Below are 25,169 nucleotides of genomic sequence, written 5' to 3' on the forward strand. Positions count from 1 at the left end.
CAGCTTTAGCTGATGGAGAACGCAATGTTACATAAGCTCGTGTTTTACGTTCCAATAGGGAAATAATCACTTCATCATGTTTATCTTTAATACCACGGACAGTATCAAGTTCCCAATGACCAAATTCTTCACGAGTCAGAATAGACTCATCGCGTAGATCAATAGATTTACCAAGGTTTTTCTTGTGTTTACGCGTATTAGATTTACGCGTAGAACGACGTAATACTAACGGTAAATCCATGGGCTTAATACGGAGAAGACCTTCATGTAGATAGTTATATAAAGTTTTAGTAGACACCATTTCATTACGTACAAACAAGCACTTACGTAAGGCGTAGCCTACGGCAGCATCAAGTGACCATTTATGGACTAATACCTGCTCTTCTACCCACGTAAGAAACGGTGAAATAATACCGGCTTTACGAGTATTGAAAGAGCCTTGACGGGTTTTCTCATAGTTAAGTTGTCCATAATCTGCTAAGTACATTAAAACTCGTTTACCGGCTTTAATTTGTTCTACAGAACCGCGCTGTATCTCGCTTTGAATCGTTGTACGAGAACGGCCTAATGCATTAGCAATCGCTGTTTTTGAAACACCTGCCTGTAATTGCTTTTCAATAAAAAAGCGTTCTTCGTAAGATAAGTGTTTGTTTGTACGTAATGATGTGTTATGATTAATAGAGTCCATAGTGATATCGATACCTCGTGTATAAGATTTGGTTTAGCGACATTAATCATAACACAAATCGGTATTCACTATGGATTTTTTATATGTTCAATTTCAGTTTACAATTAACCTCTGAATAAAAGGTTTTTCCAATACAGATATAATTGTCGTTTGTTGTAATCGTATTACAGCCGCTATCGTACCAGCCGCCAAAACAAAGGAGGGCATTATCATATGAGTTATGTCGCCATATCCACTTGATGGCAATATGTGAAGTTCCTCGGAAAAAATCAACATAAAAATGATTGCTAACCAAAAGCTGGGAACTGATATAAAAAGCAATATAAAAATTCGTACTAAAAATTCAGATTTTTTATTTTTATATCTGGCAGACCATACACCAAAAGGAATACCCAAAAACAATACCCATGCCATTGCCCATAAGGATAAATGAAAGGTAACCGGGAATCGTCTCAAAATCTCAGCTAACACCGGCTTTTGAGTTAAATAAGATATGCCGAAATCACCTTTTAATGCATGAATAAGCCAGTTTAAATATTGTTGCCATATAGGCTGATCTAACCCCAATAAATGACGCATAGCCGCCAAATCTTCAACAGTTGGTTCCGTTGAACCATCCATTGTCAATAATGTTAATGCCGGATCACCGGGAGCAATAATGCCAAGCAAAAAAGAAATGATAGAGAGACCTATAAGAAACGGCAAAATTATAAGAAGCCTTTTTGCTGCATAAACGAAAAAAGCAATCATTTCACATCTCCCTCTCCTACCCAAGATACTTTATCTAATGTAATACCATATACGACAGCATCATATCCGGATAACTTTTTATTGCTCACAGCCAGGTTTTGATCTTCAAAAAGCGGTACTACCGCGGGATGTTCAACTAACTGATTCAAAATATCGGTATATATTTGAGCACGGTCTTCAATATTATATGTACCAACTAACTTTTCAAAATCCGCATCTATTTGAGGATTGGAATATCCGAAACTACTAGCTTTATTAGTAGGGCCTTTAGTATCAAAAAATTCATACAATAAAGAGGTTGGATCAAGATTCCCCAAACCTCTGGTTCCTATTGATAAATCATAATTTCCCATAGCCATAGCCTTACGGGCTGTCATTCCATCCATCAAAACAATCTCAGTATCTAACCCCAATACCTTTAATTCTGCCTGAATAAATTCAGAAATAACCTTATACGGATATCTTGCGGCGCCATATTGCGGAATTAAAAAGACTATCTTTTGACGCTTTCCTTGTAATACCTCATCCACTAATTTTTTTGCTTCTTCTAAATTTTTTTCAGGCGGATAAACTTTTGAAAAAGGATCAGTGCTATTCAAAAAATTCCTCGTTGGTGTGCCATAGCCTCTAAAATAATGACGAACAATTTGTTCTCGATCAATCACTAAATTTAGAGCCATTCTCATACGTTCATCAGTAAAAGGATATCTGGTTCCATTTACTGATAGATAATGTGATATTGTTGATTTTGCACTATTTACTTGAAAACGACCGTCACGCATAAGATCTTCAGCCATTATAGGCGTGACGCCACCTAAATCCAATACACCAAAAATCTCTTCTGATTTTAATGCCGAATATCTGGCTTCCGGCGAAGTTATTACGCGAACCCGTATACGTTTTGCCTTAGCCTTTTCACCATAATACTCATCAAATCGTTCCAATACAGTATAATTATCTGCTTTTCTTTCAACAATCTTAAACGGTCCGGTTCCCTTAGCTATATCAATAAAATCGCCACTTTCTTTATCAAAAGAAGAAGGGCTGAACATACAACTCCCCCATCCCGCCATTCGATATATTAACATAGGAACCGGTTTTTCAAAATATAAATGAACCGTATACGCATCATCGGCTTCATATTTAATTAATCCCGGATAAATGCGACTAACCTGATAGCCATAAAACGTTGAAGGCTTATAGCCCATATGAGTGATTCGATAAAAATTCGCTAATACAGCTTCCGCATTAAAATCACTTCCATCGTGGAATTTTACCCCTTTTTTCAGATGAAAAATCCATTCGGTCTTACTTTCGTTAGACTCCCAAGATTCTGCAAGCATAGGTTTTATTTTTCCATCATCCGAAATACCTACCAAAGATTCCCACGTTTTTAAAATAACACTTGAATAATACGGAGCCTTATTTCCCGGAGCCAGATCTCTTGCGGCAGCCAATACAATTTCAGGTTCTTCTGTCGATTGTTGATTACCACACCCGCTTAGTATAAACCCTATACATAAAAGGACGCACAACAACAGATACATTCTGTTTATTAACCGTTTCAAAAAATCACCTCCGGGAATAACAGTTTATTATATTTCTACCGTAGCAGATAACATAAATGTACGCGGCATAGATAAGCCAAAAGTGGTTGAACTACCTCGTCCAATCCAATAGTCTCTATTAGTAACATTATAAACCATAGCTTTAAATGTAACCGGAACATCAGAAATAACAGTGCTGTAATCAACGCCCAAGTCCAATACTGCATATGACGGGATTCTGGTAGCTCCGGTCGGTGATTTACTATTATCAATAAAAGCTTCGCCAACCCAATTCAAACGACTGATTATATTCCACTGCTCATTAGGTGCGTAAGTGGCACCAATAACCCCACTCCATTTAGCGGCACCGTTAATAAATTTTCCGTCAGCCGTACCACCATTAGTTTTTTCTCGTTTACCATTCATATATAAAAGCCCGCCGGTAACGGTCCATTTATCGGCCGGTTGACCATTAACAGTCCATTCCCAACCTTTGTAATTATCACGGCCATCGGCAACTCGATGATATAAGCCATTGTCCAATTCTTTATCAATCAAGCTTTCAGTGTCAATATCAAAATAAGCAAGTGTCGTAAAGATATTTTCGAAATTATATTTTATCCCTATTTCACGCTGCTTGCTGGTAGATGGAGCCAAGGTATCCCCCGCATTATCATAAATTCGTGACCCATTTACAACCACGGCACCTCGCGACAAACTTTCAGTTTGGCTAGCATAAATTGCAATATCATTATTTGGTTTATAAGTCACGCCAAAAGTAGGTAGCCAATCATCATTTTTAATATCTTGCCCTGTTCTCAATTTATTTTGGAAATTTTCATGCTTATGAGAAGCTGCTAACAATACATCCCACTTACCATAACTAAGCGAGTCTGCAATAGTAACACCGGTATTTATTTCATTCCACGATAATTTTGCATAACGTAATGCAGGTATTGCAAAGTTTGGTGAATAAATTGTTCCGGTATAAATATTACCACCGATTGTTCCTCTTGTTCCATTGTTTGAATCATTCCAATATTTCGCCCAAGAACGGTCAATCGCTATTGAGGCTTGATGTTTTACTACTCCGGTTTCAAAGTTACCTCTAATACCTGTTTGGAAATAAGTATTCAATCCACTTTCATTTTGAGCATTAGCTACGTTAGACGACAAGAAATTCCCCTTTTCATCAAAGCTTAGAGCTGAACTGGAATTATATTTATTGCCACTTCTTAATGAATGACCTATATTAGTGAACCAACTAACGTCTTTATTGATTTGCTTCTCATGATTGAAGGTATACATCCAACCATGCATCCATTTAGTTGTACCTTTATAATCATAAGGAATATTCGAATCCGGAGCACTTGGTAACTCAGTACCATTACCACCATATGTAAACCATCGTTGTCCCTCATTAATACGAAGGTCAAAATGCCCAATAAAAAGATTCGTAAAACTTGTCTTTCCTTGTCTATCTAAATTAAGAAAAATATTCTTTTCATTTTTCTCGGCACCTTTTAGTGATAATTCACCGGTCATATACTCGCCCATAACTCGGACGCCCCATTCATTATTATTGCCAAATCTACGGCCAATATCAATAAATTCACCAAGGTTACTTCTGCCGGAAAAGGTCTGCGTATAACTTACTTTAGGTTTATCTGTAGCTCTTTTGGTAACAATATTAATAGTGCCCGGAGCTGGTGTCGCACCACTATTAGTACCGTTATTTGACATACTAACACCATTGACGGCTGCATTTGGGCCTGAGGTTATATCAATCCGATCAATATAGTGAGTAATAGGTCCGTTAAATTGATAAAACAAACTTGGAACTCCATTCAACATCATATGATTACCGTTCATATTAATACCGCGCATAGAAAAGTCAGTATACATCGGCGATGTCGTGCTTGTTCTGATAGAAGGATTATTTAAAAGTACATTGGCAAGCGGCTGAGTCGGATCGTCAAACTTTTTTAACATTTTTTCAGTCATAGACATTTCACTATACGGAATGTCCATAAGACTTTGTTTACCCAAAATCCCTAACTTTGCATTTTCATTAACAAGACCACCCGGTAATGCATCTTCATTATTACTATTTTTAGAAGCAATTACATAAACGGTATCCAATGGAGAATCGCTTTCGGCTGCTATCGCCGTAGGCATAATTGAACCGATAAAACCCAATGCAAGCAAACCTGACACTGATTTATGAATAGTTTTTTTCATTAGTAGTATCTCCCTAAAATTACTAGTCCGAATATTAGAAAAGCAAGGAATTTAATAAAATTCCATGCTTTTCAAAAATCTATACCTTTTCTTAGAAATGAAGTTTAGCTGTAAATGTTAATGTTCTCGGCAAGGAGAGGTATACCTGATTACCTCGAGAAACTTGCCAGTAATCTTTATTAAACACGTTATTAACCATTAAGGATAATTCTGCCGGAACTTCACCGAAATGAGTTTTGTAAGTAGCGCCTACATCAAATATTGTATAGCCGCCGGCCCAAATTTTTTCATTCATAACAGGTGATCTACCTGTATAAATCCCACGACCTACAAAGCTCCAGAATTCATTAGGATTGTATTCCGCACCAAAAACAGCAGTCCATTCACTGGTACCATTAACACGTACACCATCTAAAGTACCATTTGTAGTTTTTTCTTGTTTCGCACTCATTCTGGAAATACCACCGAATAGATTCCACTTATCAGCCAACTTACCGTTAACAGCCAATTCAAGCCCTTTATGGCGAGCTTGTCCGTCTTTAGATTGGAACGGTTTACTATAGCCGGTTTTATACACACTAATCAAATTATCTTGTTTGATATCATAGTATGCTAAAGTCCATAATAAATCATCTTTTAAATATTTAAACCCGATTTCATTTTGTTTGGTCTTTAATGGCGGTAATACATCCCCATAGTTTTCAAAAGTAGTATTAACGCCACTACCGGCATCAAAGTTTTCTGTATGACTCGCATAAATCGAAGAATTGTCATTTGGATGATAGATAAAACCATAAGTAGGACTTGTTGCATCAGTTTTAATCGTATCAATAGAAGACCAATTACTTGCATTTCCTGAGTATTTATAAGACTTAGATGTTGCCTCATGTTTATGGAACCCAAAAATGACATTCCATTTTTCATAAGTCATATAATCAATAATCGAGAAACTTTCAACGCGAGTTTTATTGCTCCAACGAGTATCAAATTTAGTCGGTGCCGGTAATATTTGATTAATGCCATCATATAGACTACCGGAACCAATGGTAGCCAAAGAGCCATTATTATACGCTGTTTTTCTGTTACGCCAAGCCTGATTATATGACAACGTAATATCATGGTTTATATCACCGGTATTATAATGCGCCGTAGTGCCTAATTGCCAATAATAATATTCTTGCGGTGTTCCACCCGGTCTAGCAGTTACAGGGAATGTTCCGTCTTCCTTGAGCACGTAACCACTGCCACCATTGGCCATAACATTTCGATCCAAATCATTTCTCTGCATACCAAAGTTAGCAAAACCATCCCAATGTTCATTAAATTTTTGCTCATGATTATATGTCATTAACCAACCGTGAGTTGATTTAACCATACCGTCAAAGCTATAATCATTGGATCCTTTTGGCACACCAGGGAGTTTAGTCACAGAACTGTCTAAAATAAACCAACGCAAGCCGTCTTGGATATCTAAATTACGATACCCAATAAATAAATTATCTTTTGATTTTTCTGACTGGTGGTCGATATTGGCAAAAATACCTTGCCCGTTAATTTTTGTACCTTTTACCGAGCTTCGGCCATTAAGATTTTCAGTGGTAATTCGAATACCCCATTCTTTATTTTTACCAAAACGTTCACCATAATCTAAATATTCACCAAACAAACCTCTACCGGAAATAGTCTGAGTAAAATCAAATACTCGATTATCAGGAGCAACTTTAGTCTTAACGCTAATAATCCCCCCCGGATTAGTTGTTTCATACTGTACACCGGTACCGTAAATACCAACATTAGGCCCGGAAATCATTTCTAAAGACTCGATAGGATATAAAGGCGTATTAAATTGAGTAAATACTCCTGGCACATTATTTACATAAAAGTTAGTACCGTTAGTTCTAAATCCACGGAAGAAAAAGTCTCCGTGTAAAATTGAACCGCTTTGTCGGATTGATGGCGAATTAGCCAATAATGAGTCCATTGGTTTATCCGGACCGGTAAACATCTCCATCGATTTTTCAGTGAAATTTGTTTGTGTAAACGGAATATCAAGCGTATCTTTACCACTTAAAAAGCCGGTTTGTGACTTAGTATACACAAAGTCCCCCGGTAATACTTCACGCTCTTTATTACGATCCCCAATTACGACAATATCCGGTAATTTTTCAATTTCTTCGGCAGCAGCGTATGGTTTATCTCTTTTTACTGCATCCCCATTACTTTCATCTGCCGCATAAACACTCCCCAGTACTGAGGTTGTTAATGCCATCATAATAAGTGCCGATAAAAGTTTCTTATTCGTCATACAAATCTCTCCTTATAAAACATCGACGACTAATAATTTATTTTCATTTTTACCGATATTTCCTTGTTTCCATGGCAAAAAATAAAAATTAAGGTTATAATCATTTCCCACTTCTTACAATGAAAAATGACTACCATCTTTGAATGAATATATGATTTCTATAATCTGCTCCGATATATAAGTAAATCCATTTTCACCTTTTACTGCTTTTTGAAGAAATCTGTCACTAAGCTCGTCTTTATACTGTAAATATTTATCTTCACCAATATCGTCTATCATCTGACCTTCTATATCATTCCATGCCTGAAAAGAAATAGGCCGTCCATATCGCGTATACTGAACATTTGCTGATATGCCCATATTCCAAAGCATCATGGGCATAAACATATAATCACTATTTGTTTTATACTCTATACGTAATTCATCAAAAATTTCATGCAAATAGGGTTTATATACTGTACGAATTATAAAAAAACCTTGCTTGCCGTATTCTGAAATTTTCTTCAATGCCGTCTCCATATAACGAACTCGATATAAAGAGTTAACCGACACAACAAAATCTGCATCATAAGGTTCTTCAAATTCTTCCCATTTACTATGATGCATTCGTATATTTTCTATATTTTCATATTCAATATTTTTTAGTAATTCATTTAGCATGGCCGGCGAAAAATCCACAGCTAATATTTCCTTACTGTATTTAGAAAAAGGTATGGTAAAATTTCCAACTCCACACCCGACTTCAAGCAACCTTTTATTATTACCAATTTTTTGATGAAGCCATTCACCTAAACCCGGTACATCTCGATATAGATTAAATTTTTCTGAATATCTCGGTGCTAAATCTTCCCAAAACTTCAACTCTACACAATCATTATATTTACGTTCTGAAAGTCTATAATTAAGCCATTCCTGTTCTTTTTCCCATATTTCATTTAAATTGATATTTTTTAATTTTCTCAATTTATCAACTCTTCTCATATAGTTTAAATAATGAAATCCTCTTATTTTAGTGTTAATATATTACAACTTCTAAAGAAATAATCATATAAATTCATTCAGTTTTATAGATTAAACTTCTCAAATTTCATAAATATTCTATGAAGAAATTATATTTAAAAGATCTTAAAATCGTCAATAAATTATGAATTATTCTCATAACTAAGCTTTATTTTTTGAATCATTAAATAGGTGGTATAAACAAAAAATGCAATGAATCCTGTTTAAACTTAAGATTCATTGCATTTTCTATTTAAAATTAATATGGATTTAATAAACTAAACTCTATTAACGTAGGATTTAATTTCATACCTACGGTTTTCCTATACAGTTTTCACCACATCGGCCAATAATTTATACGAATATGCTTGTGCAGTTTGATCGTAAATTAAGCTCTGCGCCATAATTTCTTCAAACGTTACACGCTTTTGCAAGTCCTGTAACTGTTTAGCCGCCGTAGCCGGACTGCCTATCAACGAAACGGAGGTCATCTGTCTTACTACCGCTTGTTCTCTGAAAGCAATGTCCTCGGCTCTAAAGGAAATAGGACCAAAATGAGGTGCTCGTTTGGCTTCCACATAATTATCCCAAAGTTCAGCTTCTGATTCTACCGGTGGCTGTAAGCCTTGATTCCTACCGGTGATAATATCAATAAAGCGTTGCGTCTGCGTTGTCGCCAATCGTTTAGCCTCTTCATCGGTATCTGCCAATACGGCATTCAAACCTAAGATAACATATGGTTTTGACAACACTTTGGACGGTTTAAAACGTTCCCGATAAATAGCTACGGCTTCTTCCATCATTGCCGGTGCAAAATGAGAGGCAAAGGAATATGGCAAGCCTAATTCAGACGCCAAATACGCACTGTCCGTACTGGAGCCTAATATGTAAAACGGCACTTGAAGTCCGGCTGCCGGATAAGCATGAACACCATTCGTATCATCAAAATAGCCTTTTAATTCACGCAACTCTTCGGCAAAATCAGTATATAGATTATTTGTGCGTCGAAGTGCACGTGCGGTTACCTGATCAGTACCCGGAGCGCGACCTAAGCCCAAATCTAAGCGGTTAGGATATAAAGTTTCTAATGTACCATATTGTTCTGCTACCAAGTACGGACTCTGATTCGGTAACATAACACCACCGGAGCCGACACGAATTGTTTTAGTATTAGCCAAAGTATGTTGAATCAAAAGTTGAGTCGCACTACTCCCCAAGGATTTCATATTATGGTGCTCGGCAATCCAATAACGCTCATAACCGTAACTTTCTACGGCCTGAGCCAAGGTAATCATATCTTTATAGGCATCAAGATATGTCTGACCTGCTCGCAAAGGCACCAAATTTAACATAGACACCTTTAGGCTTGCTTGTGTTTTATTTACATCTTGCTTATTTTCTTCCATCATATATATCTCCTTATATTTGATTATTTTCTCGGAGTCACCGCTTCATCTTCTTCAACGAAGGACTCCTTAGTTTTTATCAAATCTATATTTCGTGATATAAATATATATCATGGAATTATTATATGTTTTATTTTATTCGATGTCAACGATACATTTAAATATTCCTATGTAGTTATTTATCTTATCTCAGATAATCCCCCATCGGCGCGGATTTATTTACTTCCTACATAAGATTAGACAACGACCTCATAATGAGATCCACATCTTGATTTTCAAGCTCTTGGATAATATGCAAATATGTCTTCTGAGTTGTAGTCATACTGGCATGCCCAAGCCGCCTGGCAACACTGGCAATGGAAACTCCGGCAAACAACAAAATCGATGCGTGAGTATGACGCAAACCATGAACTGAAATCACAGGAATATCCAGCTTTCGGCAGCACCGTTCAAGCAAGTCATTTACAGTCGAGTTATATACCTTGTCCTTGCGTATAAAAATTGGTTTATCCGGTGGCAAATCTTTGACTAAAAAGGCAAATTGCATGATAACCTGCCAATCAATCTGAATTTTGCGAACCGACGACTTATTCTTCGTTGGTGAAAAACCACCACCGTTTTTGTAATCCCATGTCTTACTAACCGATAGGGTTTGATGGGCAAAATCAAAATCGGCCGGTGTAATAGCCAATGCTTCTGAAAAACGCATGCCCGTCTTAGCTATCAGCAAAATAAACCAGTCCCAGTTAACTTCATCACCGAGATCAAGACTTTTTAGCAAGGTGTGTAACTCAAACTGATTCAAATATTTAATCTTCTTTTGCGCTTGTGCTTTCCCTTTGATAATAACCTTGCGTGTCGGGTCTCGAGGAATCAGACCTTCATCAACCGCATCAAGGATGGCTCCCTTCAACTGATGATGAAAATCCATAGTCGTTTGCCGCTCATGTTCCTTAGCATACTCATTGATGATTTGCTGATACGTCACGCGCGTCACATCACAAAGCCTGAGCTCCGGAGCCAGTCGTTGCAACCAAGCAAGACTCATATGATACTTAGATAACGTAACATTACGAATAGCGCCTTCTTTATAAACCGCTACCCAATTACGATAATAGTCCGTTAAATAATCCGTTGCTTTATTTACAATTGACATAAGTGCCTCCTTCCTACGCCGACGAAGGATTGGAGGCACTATTTTTATACAGTCTTATTTTTCTTTTACATTTAGAGCTTATCGCCGATAGCATTTCACTCTTTTGTATCGTTTTACTCGCCAACTTTTTCTACGTTGTCTTCTTCATCCGGATCTTGAATATCAAATCCACCTTCAAGCACAAATTTTGTAAGCAACTCATCTACGCGATTATTTACGCGGAATGGCGGCAACTTCTTCTTATCTACTTTTGTAAAATATTCTTGTGCTTTTTCTCTAACAACCGTAGCTTTAAGCGCATCAAAACGGCCATATTCATTCAGATTATCTTTAGTTACATGAGCATCCATTAAGTTGGTCAAAAGCGTTTCATCAATCCCAAGATAGGTTGAAATCTTTTTATTTTGTTGATTCTTAGCAGCCGTCACATACTCGGTCACATACTCTCTGAATGTTTTGCCCGGTACAAGGCTTACATCACCGGTCTGTATATCATGAAGGAAAATATTGGCATACTTCTGTTCTTCTTGTGAAAGGAAGGCAAAGGATTTGTGCAAATCGGTCAACGTTTCCTCTATCATAGCCGGGTCGGAATTTGGGTCATCTAATTGTTTGCGCCATTTTTCAAAACGCGAATTCATATAGTCATTGTCAATGACACCGGTATTCTGTTCCGTAAGATATGGATCAATCGGGAATGTAATTTCCTCAGGGCCATCATCCGTCGGTGAATCACCAGGCTTTCGCAATTCTTTATAACGTTGATCAAGAATCAGATAGTCATCTTCCGTAGGTATCAAGTAAATGATTTCTTCCACACTGGTATCTTCAACATCAACTAATGAGGAATATTCCCTTTTATCCCATGAAAAACCTTGAAGTCTAGCTGCTTGCATATAAGTTGAAAATTCGCGGAATAATTTTGCAAACTTAGCTTTAGATGGTATATCCTCCGGTAATCTATCCAAATCAGGCACGCCGGCACTTTTAAAAATAGCCACCATTTCGTTAAATGTCGCATTCATATGGCGCACATTATCCGGCAAATGATCGGCAAAAAGGCCTTGCGGACGGTCACCAGAGTAAAGCTGCACAGCATCTTCAATATTCCGCTTCATCGTGTGAGGCATACGATAATAACGAATTGAGCCAAATGGTTTTTCATTAATGTTAAAAAGACGGTTCGTTCGTGAAAAAGCCTGAATTAAGTTCTGATAAACCATCACTTTATCCAGATACAAAACATTAATCCACTTTGAGTCAAAACCTGTCAGCATCTGATTCACTACAATCAAAAGCTCCAGCTGAAATTCACGGTTTACCCGTTCATATGGTTTCTTATGAGCTAAACGAGCCGACACATCTTTTTTATACTTAGCATAGCCGCCAATATCAAAGTTCTGACCAAAAATAGAATTATAGTCCTCAAGCATAATCTTTAAGCCATCTTCTTTAAAAAGTGAGCGGTCCCCGCCCTTATTATCAATTGTCGGATCAAAAAGACCGGCCACCTTTAAATCAGGATATCGTTCTCTAAATTTACGATAATAGCGAACGGCTTCCGGAATGCTGCTAGTGGCAAATATGGCATGAAATTGATTATTCCGCGATAGAGTCAGCCAGTTTTCAGCAATATCTTCAACCACAGCCCATTCATAGTCATCATTCGTCCAAGCTTCTTCGCCTAAATAATCTTCAATACCCTTTTGGTATTTCCCATCATCCAGTTGTTTGCCTGCCATAGGAACTTCATTCGGTGACATAAAGTGATAGTATTTTTTACTCATAACTGGATCTTCGATAGCTTCTTCGAGCGATTGAGCCCCCGATTCCTTCACAGCCACCCGCTGGCGTAATTCCTTGTCTTTATACACCATGACCATAGTCGGGTCGAAGCCCAACACGTTTTTATCACGAATACCATCAGCAATACTGTAACGATGCAGCTCATCGCCAAAAATATCCGCCGTTGTCGTCATAACTTGTTCGTTTTCACGGAACACCGGCGTGCCGGTAAAACCAAAGAAGAGTGCATTCGGGAACGTAGCCTTAATCGTGGAGAGCATGTCGCCAAACGTAGAGCGGTGACATTCGTCAATAATAAACACAAGTCGCTTCGACTTCATATCTTCAAGGTCTTTGGCCCTCATTTTGCTGACCGCATCCTCTTTAATGTTGCTCATTTTTTGAATCGAAGACACAATCAAAGTATTTTTCGGATCAGAACTCTTCAACTTACTAATAAGCATGATGGTATCTTCCGTTTCCTGCACATCATCCGCATTATCCGCAAACGCCCGATACTCCTTGAGTGACTGCGTCCCCAATTCGATGCGGTCCATCAAGAAAATAACCTTATCCGCATCTTTTGAATTTGCAATAAGCTGCGCCGATTTAAAAGACGTCATCGTCTTACCGGAGCCCGTAGTATGCCAAATATAACCGCCCAGCTGATTCCCTTCATGCCAGTTATTTTTAGACACACGGTCAGAAATCTTATTCGACGCATAGTACTGATAACTACGCATTACTTTTAAAACTCCGTCGGAATCATCGGCAACCGTGTAAAAACCTACCAATTGATGTGCCATTGGAATGGATAATAACCGTTCTGCCACTATTTTCCAGTCATTGATTGGGTCATTATTCAAGTCAGCCCAATGGAAGTAAAAGTCAGAGTTAAAACGCCCATCAGGTCCCGGATTGGCAAAGTATAAGGCTTCAGACGGATTCATAGCCACGAAGATTTGAATTAATGAGAAAATCCCAGAAAACAGCCCTTCATGTGCATACTTTTCAATCTGATTAGCCGCTTCAATGACAGGTACACCGGACTTTTTCAGTTCAATGTGAAAAACCGGCATACCATTGATAAGGAGCATCAAATCACCGCGTCTATCCTGCAACACCTTTTCACGACGGTCAAAACGAGGCTGTTGTACGATTTGGTAACGACTTTGACCGGCTGCAATTTCCATACGGTCATAAATTTTAAGACTTACTTCCTTGCCGTAATGCAAAGTATCATCCGGATTTTTGCGAATAATACTTACCGTTTTACCGTTAATAAAGCCATTTAAAGCTAAAGGAGTGCGAAGTCGGCGGATTTGTTCCAAAAGGTCATCCATTTCTTCCTTAATAAGCGGATAATCCCCCAGACGATCGATGTCACGGTTATTTTCAAAGAGAATATTAGCCCAGTTTTGAAGCAAATCTTCTTCAGTCGGATTTTTAAGAACGTCTTTTTCCCAGCCATAACGCTGCAACGCAGTAATCAGAGCCGCTTCAAAATCTGATTCTTTGTTAAAATTATCCATAACTTTACTCCTTTTCTTACAAATTTCCATAAATTTTGCTGTCGTTGATGAAGGGTGATGAGGCGATCTAAACGTCTAAAATACTCTCCAATGTTCTTTTGTTCATTCTCATTACTTGGTATTGTTAAAGTTGTTTCAAAAAAATCTACTGGAGCAATATTCAATAATCCATGATTTCGTGCCCCCTCAGCAGCAACTTCACGTACCCCTTTATGCCATAAATTTGTAACATAATAAGAAACGATATAATCTGAATTTACCTTATTTTCATCTAGAATTCTAAACATAATATAAAGTGTCGATAAAACCCCATTGTCATAATGTTCAAGACGTTTTATCGCTCCCCATGGAGCATCCATTGACGTACTTTTATTATATGCAAATTCACCTTTACGAATAAGATAATAATGACTAATATTTTTGCTTGCAATTCGTTTATCAAAAAATTCATCTTGAGCAATTAAACCAAATTGAGCTGATATAGTCAAAGGAAGTTTAGATTCTAAATTTTCATTTTTTCTTACAACTCGAGTTACAATATCGCCCAACTTACGCTGTTCCCAAACTATACCCAACAAAAATTTTGGCGCACTTTTTAGGATATTTAACTTTCGCTGATGAAGGGTGATGAGGTTGTCGAGCCCCTCTAAATAAATCCCGATTTTTCTCTGTTCTTTAAGTGAAGGAACAGGAATTTCGATTTTTAAGAAATCTGACTCATGTATTCTCCATTGACCGTAGATAACTCCTTGACGCCATTTGACCATTGTGTTTATAAAATCTTTTCTAACCAATCTTCGTCCTAAAAAATCCGAATCAGCAATTCCAGTAGGTTGAAAAATGCTGTAAACGGAAGAAATACAAGCTTTTCCGTACTTGTTAAGTCCTATTGAACCGGTTTCAAGATTATTCGAGCTATAAATAAAATCTCCAAATTCAGTTCTTTTGTATAGCTTATTCTCAGTGTCTGTTACAAGTGAACTTCGGTCATATCGCTCACCTTTGGGCGCAACACCTTCATTAGCAATAAACGCCATCAGTGGATATTCTATACTCATTGGTGCTTGTTCATTACGCTCTATAAGCAGTTCTCCAACCTTACGCTGTTCCCAGACAACTTTATAAAAAATGCAAATTTTATAGCTAAATTTTATCCTTCTATTTCAAAATGACACATTAAACGCTTTACGCTACAATTAAACATTAGTCTATTTATTCTTCCAACTATTTTTAGCAGCCCAAACTTATATAAAATCTATACAAACATTCTTTCCAGCAGAGCTTTCTTTATTTTCTGTAATTTTTCTAACTTACTCTGATGAAGGGTGATAAGGTGGTCGAGGTTACGGAAATAATCGCCAATCTTTTTTTGTTCCTCAAATGAAGAGATTGCAATTTCTTGCGTTGTAAGAAGCGATTGATTTATGCTCGCTTGACTTACTGCTTGATTTGCCCTTGTTTTTGCCCAATTTCTGCATTTTTCTGTGTTGAGCAAGTATAGTAAAAAATCAGAATTTATATTATTTTCGAGTTGCAATCTCAGAAGGTTAATTCCGTGATAAAGTGGTGAATTTCCTTGATATTTTGCAACTTTACCCATATGAGAAATTGAGTTGATATTGCTATACAGAATATCTCCGTGTTTCAGCAAATACATATCATCAGGTTTTTCATTTAAATAACCAACACGATTTTCATCAACTATCCCATCTGCGATAGTTTCAATCCTTGTCAAGTGATACTTACCATCCGATAATAAGGAGTCACCCATAAAACCCGAAGTAATCCCAACAACCTCCCCTAGCTTACGCTGTTCCCAATCATTAGTAAAACCAGAAAATCTAATTTGAGGCACTTTTTCTCCATTTTTCGGGAAACAATTTTCAAGCATGGATTTTTTTATAATTTTTAACTTTTCAAGCTTACGCTGATGAAGGGTGATAAGGTGGTCGAGGTTAGAAAAATATTTTCTAATCTTCTGTTGTTCTTTATAGGAAGGATAAGGAAAGTCAATTTTGGCTAAATCTAGATTATGCAAATGTACAACTGATTTTCCCTGTGCCATCTTCGCCATATCGTTATGTGGTTTGCCATTTGAAATACTGATTGCTAAAAATGCCGAATCAATACCATTTGCTGGTGTAATAACATTCAAGTCTCCACCAAGCAAAACTCCTGATTTTTCAACAACTGAAGCGATTGATATATCTTCGGTTGTCTCACCTGATGCGGGAACAATAACTTCTCCGCCTTTACTATAAACTGAGTTTTCTTTTGCATCGGCAAATGTGTCTACATCTGAAATGACTGTTTCATATTTTGTATAAAGTCTTCCATACAAAATAATCGGAGTTCCATTTTCTTTCAAATCACCTTTCGAATAACCAGCCCCCTTAGAAAAAGCAACTAGTTTTCCCAACTTACGCTGTTCCCAATCATCACTGAAGCCTTTGAACCTAATTCGCGGGGTTTTTCTTTTTTCCATCTCATTAGCCCCCTATTAATTTCTGCAATTCACGAATACCGGCCATATCAGCTTCCGAGCCGGTAAGTTCTGAAAGCATCGCAGACAATTCTTTTTCAGTTTTTCTGATTTCTTCTTCGATATCGTTCATTGTTTCAGCATATTTTTTAGATAATACTTCAACACGTTTCGTGAAGTCATTAAGCATAGCTTCAGCGAGCGCTAAGGTACCTTCTACAATCGGAGTTGCCCATTTTGCATGGAGAAGTTTACGAACATCTTCATCTGAAAGGTTCATAATTGTATCTTTTGTCAAAAGATGCAAGTCAGTTTCTTCCGTCTTAATTTGACTCTTGAGTTTCTTTTCTTTGTCATTCAAGCTTTGCGCATCTTTAAGTGTCTGAATTAAGGTTTTATTTTCAGCAGCATCCTTCTTAAGTTCCGTAATCACGCTCTTAATATTTTTCACGACAAATGCATCATTAGTGTCATTTAAAGCCTCTGAAATGGTTTCCTTATCTTCCTCACTCAAAGACTCGAGTAATTCCTCATAAGACCCCGGAATTTCAGAAAGTTCCTCATTTTTCTTCGTCAATGCATCCAATTGTTCAGATAAACAAAGTCGCTGAACCAAGTCAAAATCCAAAATATGACCTTTCCAGCCGTCCTGAACTTCTACATCTTTATTATTCTTTTTCTTTACGACCATATTGGGATCAACAACTCTGACAGCATCCATCCCTTCCGTCTGAATGAGTTCCAAATCGCCGGAAATTTCACCGTATTTTTCTTCAAAAATCTCATACGCTTGATATGGATCTAGCAATGGAATGCCTGCAAAATGCCCAAATAAATCAGTGGTCAGAGATTCTTCTTTTTTAGGAATAGAAAGTTCCAACGCATCATCAATCAGTTCACGGTCTAAGCTATCGCCTAAATCGGCAAAACGGTTGCGGAATTGTGTCAAAAACGCCTGCACATCCTTATTCGCTAAGATGGCGGCTTTAATATCTTCGGTATTAACCGAAACATATTCGTCACCGGTGAAAAGTTCATTTTTCAAAGATGGAAATACCTTCCAGTACTCATTAAAGTCTTCCAATTCGGCCGCAGGAATACCGCCGAACATGGTAGCATAAATATCGTAGGTTTCCGCATTTTCAGAAGAATCCACATAACGAGGAATATTCAAGTTATAATCATTGGCACGAATTTCCTCACGTGTAACGACACGAGAATATTTGTCCTGAGTCAATCGGCCCTTCACCGTATCTACAATACGACGAATATCGGAAGCACGAAGTTTATTATTTTTACCTTCTTTAGCAAAACCTTTTGACGCATCAATGATAAGAACATCCGTATTTTCTCTTTTTTGACGAAGCACCATAATAATCGTCGGAATACCGGTACCGAAGAAAATATTTGCCGGAAGCCCGATAATCGCATCAATATTATTCTGCTCAATCAGATTTTTACGAATTTGACCTTCTTCACCGCCACGAAACAATACGCCGTGAGGCAAAACAATCGTCATAATGCCATCCGGTTTTAAATGGAATAAGTCATGTAATAAAAAAGCGTAGTCTGCTTTAGATTTAGGAGCCAATCCATAACGAGCATAGCGCGGGTCGTTTTCTTTACCGGATGGCTCCCAACGCTGCGAATACGGTGGATTAGAAACTACCGCATCCACATATAATGGTTCATAAGTACCGGCTGGATCAGATTCGTCAAAATACGGCCAATCTTCTTCCAGAGTGTCCCCATTACGCGTCATAATATTATCCGGCAAAATGCCGCGCATAACCAAATTCATTCGCGTCAAATTATAGGTATTAGACTTTAACTCCTGCGCATAGTAGCGAATGCTGTTTTTATCATCCATATATTTTGCCGTCGTTTGACCAATATTGATGAGCAAGCTACCCGAACCACTGGTTGGGTCTCAAAGGTGTCTGTATTTGATACAATCGAACGATAGCAGGGATTTTGAACACCCCCGTGTTCACTTCAATCGTTGTTGTACTGATTGGCTATCTTCTTGAGCAGAAGTGCTTTTTCCATGAACCAGTCAAAGTAAGTTTTATATTCTTTTCTATCAAACGCCGCATCAAGCTCCTTGGTCAAAAGCATACGTCCATCTTTTTCACCTTCTGACCACTCAATGGAAGCGCCTAATTCCTTTTCTATCGTATCTTGATTATCTTTCAGCTGCCTATACCAATCCTTCCCCTTGGCAACATACAAGCCCGCTGTCGCCCGATGGCGGGATGTGTTGATTGTAAATTCTACCACCACAGATGATACGCCGGTACTTAGGTTGTACCAATTGGTCGCGAAAGCCTTTCTGCATGAGAAGCTCTTGCTGAACTTACTGTCTTTATCGAAGGCATAATCACAGAACTGCTGCCAAAAGTTCAATTGGAATTTCCGCAGTGGCGTCAAGGTTTCTGCAGCTTTTACCGTTTTTGCCCATTCGTTGGGACGTTCTACAACATTAAACCGTGGTGCCGGCAATGAATCCCCAATGCGCCAGAGTTCAATTTCAATCAGGAAAAAACCAATATTTTCATCCGTATGCTGATTCAGCCATCCGATAGCCTGTTCATGCTCATCACGAGCCCTTTTGACAATCCAGACTATAATTTCAGCGTCTTTCCCTGCCGCATACATAATGATTTTTCCCAAATGATCATGGTCGGTATCTTCCAGCTGATTCTCGATGATAATCCCACGGGAACTCCCGCTTTCGCGGGCGTAGATGTCTACACTGAAACTTCCTACTGGAGATTCCGTTTTCTCAAGCTCCAGGTCAATTTCAATGGCATCACTCAGCTGTTCCAGATTTTCTTTTTGGGCAAGCCATTTTGAAAAATCCTGTTCCTCATGCGGCCAGATAGACCGCAAGTCATCAATCCGTTTCATGCACCCTAGTTTTTCCATATATGTCACTTTGCTTCCCGATGCTTTAGAAATGCTTCTCCTCTGCCGCCTTGAAATTATAGACTGGTTTCATCACGTCGATAACGTCCACGGTGTCACCGATGACATCCAAGATATCATCAAGGGATTTATAGGCCATAGGAGCTTCGTCGATGGTGCCTTCGTTTACCGATGTCGTATATATGCCTGCCATCTCCTGCTGGTATTCCTTGAGGGAAAGCTCTTTGATTGCCTGTGTACGGGACATGATGCGGCCTGCGCCGTGCGGGGCAGAGTAATTCCATTCAGCATTGCCTTTGCCAATGGCCAGGATGCTTCCGTCACGCATGTTGATGGGAATAAGGACCTTTTCACCCTTATGTGCGGCGATGGCTCCTTTTCTGAGGATCATCTCATCGACATCGATGTAGTTGTGGATGGTATGGAAGGCTTCGCCGGGCTGAAGGCCAGCTCTTTCCAGCAGTTTTTTGGCAATCTGCTCCCGGTTCAGTCTAGCAAACTGCTGGCAAAGAGCCACATCATGCAGATACTGCCTCAGGTATTTTCCGGAGACAAAGCAAAGATCTTCCGGCAGCTTTTCCCTGCGTTGTTCTGACTTCGCCTGCTGGATGGCCTCCTGGATCTCTTTTTGCCGTCCTGCCGCCTTGTATTCTGCTATGATATGCTAGAGCCGTTCTTCCAGTGTTTCATCATGGGCATTCAGCTCAACGGCCATGCGCTGATAAATCTCCGCCACCTGTTTTCCCAGGTTCCGGCTTCCTGTATGGATGACGAGATAATGTCGGCCATCATGGGTTTTATCGACCTCGATGAAATGATTCCCGCCGCCCAGAGTGCCGATACTGCAGGCAATCCAGGACAGATTCTTCAGCTTGTCATAGCAGTAGAGTTGCTGCAAATCAAAGTCAGCCTGCTTCTCGAGCCAGACATTCATCCCGGAAGGCACGATGTAAGCCGCTTCATCGAGTCTGGCAAAATCAATCGGCTGCTTGTCAAGAGCAATCGTATACATGCCACAGCCGATGTCCACGCCGACGATGTTCGGTACTGCCTTGTCTGTGATTGTCATCGTCGTACCAATCGTACAGCCTTTCCCGGCATGGACGTCCGGCATAATCCGCACCCGGCTCCCCTTCGTCAGCTCATAGCTGCACATGCGGCGGATTTGTTCCCTCGCTTTCTCATCGATACTCTTGGCATACGATATTGCCGTTGTAACTGTTCCTTCAATCCGTTCCATTGTCGCTTCACCTGCCGTCCCTGAGTTCCATAATTTTCTACTATTATACAACAGTTTACAGCTTTTAAGCCGCTTGCTCATCGCCCCAAGCCAATGCTTGCAAAGCCTTGAGCAATGTGCTTGAATTTATGCTACTTTGGGCTTTGGACACCAAAGTGGCGAAAAATACTTCCTTGTGGATCTGCTGGCTTAGCGCGTGCCGCAGCTCTTGCGGGCTCTTGTCCCGGTAGGTGTTCAGCCGCTCGTCCTCATACGGCAGGATCTTCATGAGAGCGTGCCCGGAATTCGTTAGGTTCAGCAGATGCTCAATCGCAGTCTTTGTGCGAACTTTGTAGCTGCCGAGCTCCCAGAACATCTTCTGCTCGTAGTAGTTCGTCTCAATGCCCCAGCGGAGCTTGTAGAGCTTGAGCGGGTAAATCGCCATATGCTTGGAGCTGGTGTTGCGGAGCCCTTTGTTCTCCTGCCAAGCAATGCTCATGTGCAGCGCCATCGGATCTATGGTGCTGAAAAAGAGACGGTACGAGCCACTCTTGCTCAGCGTCACATAGGCATGGACGGTATGGTCGCCAAAGATGCGCGTTTTCACCAGACGGTGAGCAACAAAATAGTTGTCCATCCGGCAAAGGTAATTCGTGAGATCATTGGCAATCTCGTCCAGCATCAAGCGTTTACCGTACTTTGGTGGACGGCCGCGACGGCCTGCCGTCGAATCCGGCAACTCGAACATGGCCGTATCGTGGCGTGCATTGCAGGTCACATTGAGATTCGGATAGCTGAGAGCATGTGCGAGCAACTCGCGCTTGGCGTACCAGCTATCGAAGAGCAGGATGACCTGGCGTTTTTCAAGGATTGGCATGACTTCATCGAGAAGCTGGCAGGCAAGTGTCAGCTTCGAGGCTTCGCCGTTGCTCATGACGTAGCCAATCGGCACCGCGATATAACGGATCTGCTGCTTGCCTGCGGTCTCATGGAGGACCGGCACGCTCATCGTCAGGCTGACGAAGGCATGCCCATTGAAATAGGACTTGCCATCGTGTTTGGCGTGGTCGTACAGGATGCCTACACCGTCGAAGTGCTTGCCCCACTTGGCAATGGACGTGTCGTCCACGCTGAGCAGGATAGGCTCCTGCCGCAGTGCCTCTGGCACTATGGCAAGCGCCTGCAGCGCCAAGGCCTGGCGAATGGATGCATCCGTGACGAGGCCGTTGCCAAGGGCGCGGTAATAGCTGTTGAGCGATGCGTCCGTCTGCTTCGATAGGAACTGCCGGAACAGGCAGCGCACCGACGGCGCCGACTCCAGAGCCAGTTGAGCAATGAGTAACCACGCCAGCAGATGGCGCGTCCGTCTCGTCGCAGATGGGAACAAGGAAGAAAAAGTCGTCAGGAGTCTGTTAACTGTCGGCTGACTGGTGTATAATTGAGACATCACGTAGCACCTCTCGTGTTTGGTTTGTGGTGAATCTTGAAGTGGTAAACTAAAATTGGACACGGAGGGGGTAATTTTTGGACATACGGTGTATACTGTACGGATAGTACGAAATTAATTATCGGACAGAAATTCTCCCTCACAGGACAGGAGGTTTGCCGTGAAGTACACAAAAGAACAGAGATTGGACATTGGCCGCCGCATTTACGACGGCGAAATCAGCCGGTATGAAGCTGCAGAGGAATACGTTATCAATGAGCAGACGGCACGGAATTACATGAGAATGTACCGGGATGCCAACCAGTTGCCGCCCAAGCAGGGACGAAGAAGCATCTGTGCGCCCTCGTTCAAGAAAGCTCCGGCAGAGCTGGATGAACTGAAGGCGATGACAAAGGAAGAACTTATCCAGGAACTAATCAAGGCCAAGATAACCGAGGCACGGCTAAAAAAAGGCTACGAGGTGAAGGGGGATGGTACTGTAATTCTGTACGGCAACAAGATTATCAAGTAATCATGGAACTATCCGGAGAAATTCCGGTGAAGCTTCTTTGCAAGACAATGGGCATCCAGAGGAGCAGTTTCTACGCTTGGAAAAAACATCTTTCTCAGCCGTCGGGCAAAGAAAAGCGCCTTTTGAGCAACGTCCTGCTGTTCCAGGAGTACCATTGGAAGTATCCATCGCACGGCTATCGCTGGCTGAACGCCAAGATACGGTTGGACAAAGAGATTGTCCTGTCCGATCCCTATGCCCACAAATGCTGTAGGATTGCGGGAATCAAGAGCAAATCCAAGCACTACAGGTACAAGAAGGCTGGCGATCCAGCGCGGATATTTCCCAACCTGCTCATGTCTGAAATGCAGATCGATGGGCCAATGCAGTGCATCGTGAGTGATATGACCGCTTTTTATGTGAAAGGCATCTACCATGAACTGACTCTTTATATGGATCTATGGAACAATGAGATTGTCAGTCATTCCCTCTCTGCAAAACGCGGTGATCGCATGACTTACATCAGCGGACTGGAAAATCTGATTGAGTGGCAAAAACGGCATCCGGAGCACCAAATGGTTCTCCATTCTGACCAGGGATCGGTCTACGCCTCCAAAGCCTACAACGAGCTATTGCCCATGTACGGCATCACCCGATCCATGTCACGTGCCGGGACCCCCACAGACAATGCCGCTATGGAGTCCATCAATGGATGGATCAAGGCGGAGCTGTTCATGGACTTGCATGTGACCGGCGAGAAACCGGTCAAGGAGGAGGTGGATGACTACATTCTTTTCTTCAATGAACAGAGGCCAGCCTATTCCTTAGGCTACCTGACGCCGAAGCAGTATCGGGAACGTCACACGCCCATCTGCTGATCTCGTCTGCATTATCGATGGCATGGTTTGTCTAACAAGCTTGAAGGATGTCAGAAAAGTTGATGAATCTTGTACATCGATTCGTTTTTATGCCTGATTTTTTTAGTTTTGTGTCCAATTTTTGTTGACAAGTGCAAGTGACTGCATCTTTGATTGTATGAAGTGATGTATTAGTAATGGCAATAAGAGTGCTAATTGCTGATGATCACGCTCTATTGAGCCAATACGACCCGTTGAATTTGGCGGGTCGTTCAACAGATAGTAGGAGGTTATTATGAAGAAATTTTGTTTTTTGTTTTTGATAATCTGTGGCTTGATGGTTTTCTGCCTTCAGGATTGTCAAGCGCGGCAGAAATTAAATCTTGCTGATCTGGAAAATAAATATAACGCCGTGATTGGTGTTTACGCCGTTGACATGGAGAATGGAAAAAAAATTTGCTACAAACCTGATACGCGTTTTTCCTACTGCTCGACACACAAAGTTTTTACGGCTGCAGAATTGCTAAGACAAAAAAATACCTCCGATTTGAATGAAATTCGTAAGTTTTCGGCGGAAGATATTTTGTCCTACGCGCCAATCACCAAAGACCATGTTGCTGATGGCATGACGCTGGCGGAAATTTGTTCGGCATCGCTCAAGTGGAGTGACAACACGGCGGCAAATTTAATTTTGCAGGAGATCGGCGGCGTGGAAAATTTCAAGGTGGCACTTAAAAATATTGGCGACAAAACTACCAAACCTGCGCGAAATGAACCTGAACTTAATCTTTTCAATCCAAAAGATAATCGTGATACTAGCACGCCGAGACAGATGGTAAAAAATTTGCAAGTCTATATATTCGGCGATATTTTGAGCGACGACAAGAAAAAACTGCTGATTGATTGGATGAGCGACAATTCCATAACCGACACGCTTATCAAGGCAGAAACTCCGCAAGGTTGGAAAGTTATCGACAAGAGCGGTTCAGGCGATTATGGGGCGCGGAATGATATTGCCGTGATTTATCCGCCCAATCGCAAACCCATTGTCATGGCGATAATGTCGCGCCGCACGGAAAAAAATGCAAAATCTGACGACGCTATGATTGCGGAGGCGGCAAAACGAATTTTTGATAATTTAGTATTTTAAAGGGGCTTGATAGCATCGGTATTGCCGATGGGCAGAGAGGGCCATCACGCAAAAATATTTCGCCAAACATTTATATCTCACTCAAACTTCGCACACCTGAAACCCTTACTATTATATCATATTCCGATTTTCTTCATCAAAAATACGGCAGAGAATCCTGCGTTTCCTCTTGGATTCTCTGCCGTAA

16 protein-coding genes and 2 pseudogenes are annotated in these 25,169 nt (G+C 40.3%); 3 read left to right on the plus strand and 15 right to left on the minus strand.

Translation table 11 applies throughout. The annotated features are described in order from the left end of the window. The 15 genes and pseudogenes from EO126_RS03290 to EO126_RS03360 all read right to left on the minus strand — a co-directional run. A partial coding sequence (locus tag EO126_RS03290) for an IS30 family transposase (RefSeq protein WP_127007554.1) occupies positions 1–688 on the minus strand: 688 nt, incomplete at its 3' end. A 93-nt stretch (positions 689–781) separates the two neighbouring features. Beyond that, entirely contained in the window at positions 782–1,438 is a 657-nt protein-coding gene (locus tag EO126_RS03295; protein ID WP_127007556.1) for an ABC transporter permease, read from the minus strand. Beyond that, complete coding sequence (locus EO126_RS03300) at positions 1,435–3,006, minus strand: ABC transporter substrate-binding protein (RefSeq protein ID WP_127007558.1); 1,572 nt, start codon at positions 3,004–3,006, stop codon at positions 1,435–1,437. The genes EO126_RS03295 and EO126_RS03300 overlap by 4 nt, the downstream gene beginning before the upstream one ends. Before the next feature lie 27 nt (positions 3,007–3,033). Beyond that, positions 3,034–5,226 (minus strand): TonB-dependent receptor, encoded by a 2,193-nt coding sequence (locus EO126_RS03305; protein ID WP_127007560.1) that lies wholly within the window; start codon positions 5,224–5,226, stop codon positions 3,034–3,036. Between the two features lie 91 nt (positions 5,227–5,317). Continuing rightward, positions 5,318–7,531 carry a TonB-dependent receptor gene (locus EO126_RS03310; protein WP_127007562.1) on the minus strand — a complete coding sequence of 738 codons (2,214 nt, stop codon included), beginning with the start codon at positions 7,529–7,531 and terminating at the stop codon, positions 5,318–5,320. Positions 7,532–7,645: 114 nt separating this feature from the next. Then, a complete protein-coding gene (locus tag EO126_RS03315) occupies positions 7,646–8,494 on the minus strand; it encodes a class I SAM-dependent methyltransferase (protein WP_164726695.1) in 849 nt (282 codons plus the stop codon). Positions 8,495–8,853: 359 nt separating this feature from the next. After that, positions 8,854–9,939, minus strand: coding sequence for an LLM class flavin-dependent oxidoreductase (locus EO126_RS03320; protein WP_225723671.1), 1,086 nt, complete (start codon positions 9,937–9,939; stop codon positions 8,854–8,856). Positions 9,940–10,162: 223 nt separating this feature from the next. Continuing rightward, entirely contained in the window at positions 10,163–11,092 is a 930-nt protein-coding gene (locus EO126_RS03325) for a site-specific integrase (RefSeq protein ID WP_127007566.1), read from the minus strand. A gap of 113 nt (positions 11,093–11,205) precedes the next feature. Beyond that, the gene (locus EO126_RS03330; RefSeq protein WP_127007568.1) at positions 11,206–14,409 is read right to left on the minus strand and encodes a type I restriction endonuclease subunit R; all 3,204 of its coding nucleotides are present in this window, start codon (positions 14,407–14,409) and stop codon (positions 11,206–11,208) included. Further along, positions 14,367–15,467, minus strand: coding sequence for a restriction endonuclease subunit S (locus EO126_RS10795; RefSeq protein ID WP_206168754.1), 1,101 nt, complete (start codon positions 15,465–15,467; stop codon positions 14,367–14,369). Before EO126_RS10795 ends, EO126_RS03330 begins: the two co-directional genes overlap by 43 nt. A gap of 197 nt (positions 15,468–15,664) precedes the next feature. After that, a complete protein-coding gene (locus tag EO126_RS03340; protein WP_127007570.1) occupies positions 15,665–16,894 on the minus strand; it encodes a restriction endonuclease subunit S in 1,230 nt (409 codons plus the stop codon). A gap of 4 nt (positions 16,895–16,898) precedes the next feature. After that, positions 16,899–18,809: pseudogene (locus tag EO126_RS03345) on the minus strand (N-6 DNA methylase); the annotation flags it as partial. A gap of 77 nt (positions 18,810–18,886) precedes the next feature. Beyond that, positions 18,887–19,819: a DUF4268 domain-containing protein gene (locus tag EO126_RS03350; protein ID WP_009014511.1), complete on the minus strand. Its 933-nt coding sequence runs from the start codon at positions 19,817–19,819 to the stop codon at positions 18,887–18,889. Positions 19,820–19,844: 25 nt separating this feature from the next. After that, positions 19,845–21,140: pseudogene (locus EO126_RS03355) on the minus strand (RtcB family protein). Next, complete coding sequence (locus tag EO126_RS03360; RefSeq protein ID WP_006555382.1) at positions 21,124–22,485, minus strand: IS701 family transposase; 1,362 nt, start codon at positions 22,483–22,485, stop codon at positions 21,124–21,126. Before EO126_RS03360 ends, EO126_RS03355 begins: the two are co-directional and overlap by 17 nt. Positions 22,486–22,645: 160 nt before the next feature. Here EO126_RS03360 and EO126_RS03365 point away from each other — a divergent pair, with 160 nt between their 5' ends. From EO126_RS03365 to blaACI, 3 genes are all read left to right on the plus strand, one after another. Then, positions 22,646–22,996, plus strand: coding sequence for a hypothetical protein (locus tag EO126_RS03365; RefSeq protein WP_006555381.1), 351 nt, complete (start codon positions 22,646–22,648; stop codon positions 22,994–22,996). 2 nt (positions 22,997–22,998) lie between these two features. Further along, positions 22,999–23,853 carry an IS3 family transposase gene (locus tag EO126_RS03370; protein WP_009014516.1) on the plus strand — a complete coding sequence of 285 codons (855 nt, stop codon included), beginning with the start codon at positions 22,999–23,001 and terminating at the stop codon, positions 23,851–23,853. A gap of 274 nt (positions 23,854–24,127) precedes the next feature. Further along, on the plus strand, positions 24,128–24,982 hold the full coding sequence (blaACI, locus tag EO126_RS03375) for an ACI family class A beta-lactamase (RefSeq protein ID WP_127007574.1): 855 nt from the start codon (positions 24,128–24,130) through the stop codon (positions 24,980–24,982). Positions 24,983–25,169: the final 187 nt, after the last annotated feature.

Source organism: Veillonella seminalis (genome assembly GCF_003992065.1).
In the GTDB taxonomy this organism is placed as follows: domain Bacteria; phylum Bacillota; class Negativicutes; order Veillonellales; family Veillonellaceae; genus Veillonella_A; species Veillonella_A seminalis.